The sequence below is a fragment of the Bradyrhizobium sp. genome, assembly GCF_028868675.1.
Lineage (GTDB): Bacteria > Pseudomonadota > Alphaproteobacteria > Rhizobiales > Xanthobacteraceae > Bradyrhizobium.
The window spans coordinates 1-2,866 of record NZ_JAGWUA010000336.1 but is presented as its reverse complement, the minus strand read 5'-3'; the positions used below and the strand labels follow the sequence as shown (position 1 = coordinate 2,866).

1 protein-coding gene and 1 pseudogene are annotated in these 2,866 nt (G+C 66.6%); both read left to right on the top strand.

Going from position 1 to position 2,866, the window contains the following annotated elements; translation table 11 throughout:
• Positions 1-288 (top strand): annotated as a pseudogene (locus KGM94_RS24690) (NUDIX hydrolase); the annotation flags it as partial.
• Positions 289-477: 189 nt separating this feature from the next.
• Positions 478-2,866, top strand: a 2,389-nt coding sequence (locus KGM94_RS24685) for a PAS domain S-box protein (protein WP_300265198.1), incomplete at its 3' end; no start/stop codon positions are given.

The window sequence follows — 2,866 nt, the reverse complement described above, 5'->3', positions numbered from 1 at the left end:
CTCGGCGCCCATGACGGCAAGGAATCCACCGACTCGATCTGGGTGTCCCCGCGCGAGGCGGTGGAGGGCGGCGGGAACGGCCGCTTCAAGCTGCCGTTTCCGACCACGCGCAACCTGATCCGGCTCGCCAAGCAATCGAGCGTGAAGGCCGCGCTCGAGGATGCAAGCGGCCTGTCGATCGTTACCGTGATGCCGGTTCTGACCAAGACCGCGACCGGCCGCCAGCTCCGCATCCCCCGCGAGGCCGGCTATGACGGCGAGGTGTTCGAGGTGACGGCTGCCGGCTGACATACTTCGATATGTAGCGAACTATTGTGGCTGCCGACCCGGTGAGGTCCGCCCGGTTTTGACGCGAACGGACGGCGTGACATGGTGGCCCCGCAGCGTGACTCCGCCGGCGGCCGCCTTCGTCATCTACTCCCCCCGGCCTGGAATACGTCGTATATTGCGGTCGCCAGGAGAGCCGGTCCCACGACGATGCCCGCCGAATCGACGTCGAATCCCGAGAAGAAGCGGCCGTTTTCGCTTTCGATCGGCCAACTGACCTTCGGCAGCTTCCTGTTGGTGCTGGCCGTGATCATCGTCACCTCGACCGCGAGCGTGATCGCGATAAGGCATATCGACGCGACCTTCGCCGAGCTGCAGCGGCTGCAGAGCGTCGGTGATCTCGCCGAGGACATCGACCGGCGCATGAACGAGCTGCGGCTTGCGGCGCGGGACTTCGTCACCGATCCCGGCACGGGCATCCAGTTCAAGCAGCTCGGCGAGGCCGCCACCACGCTCGGCGACATCCTGAAGAAGACCCGCATCGAGCTTGCGCCCGAGCAGCAGGATATGATCGACGGGGTTACCGAGCGGCTCGCGACCTATCGCAGCGGCCTGGAGCGGATATCGACCCTGATCGATCGCCGCGCCCAGTTGATCGCTGGACTGGCGCCGTTGCGCGATCGGTTCGACGCGACCGTCGCTGCGACGCCGGATCGCGAGCTCGCCTCTCGATTGTTCGACGCGCAGAGCCGGATCGCGCTGGCCCTGCTGGCGCGCAATCCGTCCGCGGCGGAGCAGGCGGCGCAAGCCATGCGGGCAATAACGATCGCCGACGCAGCGATGAAATCGGCGGTCGACGACTATGCCGAAGCCATCATCGCGGTCGCGGTGCGGGAGCGACAGATCGCGGACATTGACCGCGAGGTGCTCGGCTCCGAGGGACGGCTGATCGGGCGCGTCACTGAATTGCTGCGCGAGGTCAGCGCGCGGCGCGGGCACGTGCTGTCGCGCGATTTCGCGCGGACGCTGGCGGAAGCGAAATGGCAAAGCATCGTGCTCGGTACCATCGGCGTGCTGATCGGCATCGGCGCGGCGTGGTTCGTGGTCCGCCGCACCGTGCGCCCGCTGGCCAAGATCGCAAGCTCGATCCGGTCGCTCGCGGCGGGCGAGAAGAAGACGTCCATTCCGGCGACCGACGTCGATAACGAGATCGGCGACATCGCCCGCGCAGCGGAGGTGTTCCGCCACACGCTGGTGGATGCCGACACCGCGCGCGAAGCGGCGGTGCGCGCGCTTGCCGAGCAGCGTCTCGCCGAAGAAAGCTATCGCAAGCTGTTCGAGGGATCCGTAGACGGCATTTACGTCACCACGCCGGCCGGCGACCTGCTCAACGCCAACCCCGCGCTGGCGCGGATGATGGGCTATGACAGCCCGCAGCATCTGATCGATAGCGTCAGCGACATCGCGCATACGATCTACGTGCACCCCGAGGCACGCGCGGAGTATCAGCGGCTGATGGAGCGCGACGGCATGGTGCGCGAGTTCGAGTACCAGGTGCGTCGGCGCAGCGGCGACATCCTGTGGCTCGCCGACAGCGCGACCGCCGTGCGCGACGAGCAGGGTCGGATCATCCGCTACGAGGGTACGCTGCGGGACATCACCGACCAGAAGCGCGCCGAAGACGCGATCGCCGAAGGCCGGCGCCTGTTGCAACAGGTCATCGACACCGTGCCGGCGGTGATCAACGTCAAGAACCGCGACCTGCGCTACGTGCTGATGAACCGCTACATGGCCGGAATTTTCGGCATCGAGCCGGCGGACGCGATCGGCCGCACCACCGGCGACCTGATGTCGCGCTACGGCGCGGCGAAGACCGACGAGAACGACAAGAGGGTGCTGAGCCTGCGCAGGGGGCTCGGCTTCTACGAGGAGGAGTACAAGGACTCCTCCGGCAACATGCGCCAGTGGCTGGTCAACAAGCTGCCGCTGCTCGATGCCGACGGCGAGATCGAGCGGATCGTCACCGTGGCGCTCGACATCGGCGAGCGCAAGCGCGGCGAGCAGGAGATGCGCAAGGCCAAGGAAGCCGCCGAGACCGCGCTGCGCAATCTGCGCGAGACGCAGGCCTCGCTGATCGAGGCGGAGAAGCTCGCCGCGCTCGGACGGCTGGTGGCGGGCGTCGCGCACGAGGTGAACAATCCCGTCGGCATCAGCCTGACGGTCGCGTCCGCGCTGGAGCGCAAGACCGCGACGTTTTCCGCCGAGGTCGAGCGCGGCGAATTGCGGCGATCCACACTCAACGAGTATCTCAACACCAGCCGCGACGCGTCCTCGCAGCTCGTCTCCAACCTCAACCGTGCGGCGGAACTGATCCAGTCGTTCAAGCAGGTGGCGGCGGATCGCAACTATTCGGACCAGCGGACCTTCGATCTCGGCGACCTCACCGAGCAGGTCGTCATGAGCCTGCGGCCGGGCCTGCGCAAGCACAATCTGACGCTCAACGTCGAGTGCCAGCCCAACCTGATGATGAACAGCTATCCGGGTCCTTACGGCCAGGTGCTGACCAACCTGTTCCTCAACGCTGTCGCGCATGCGTTTC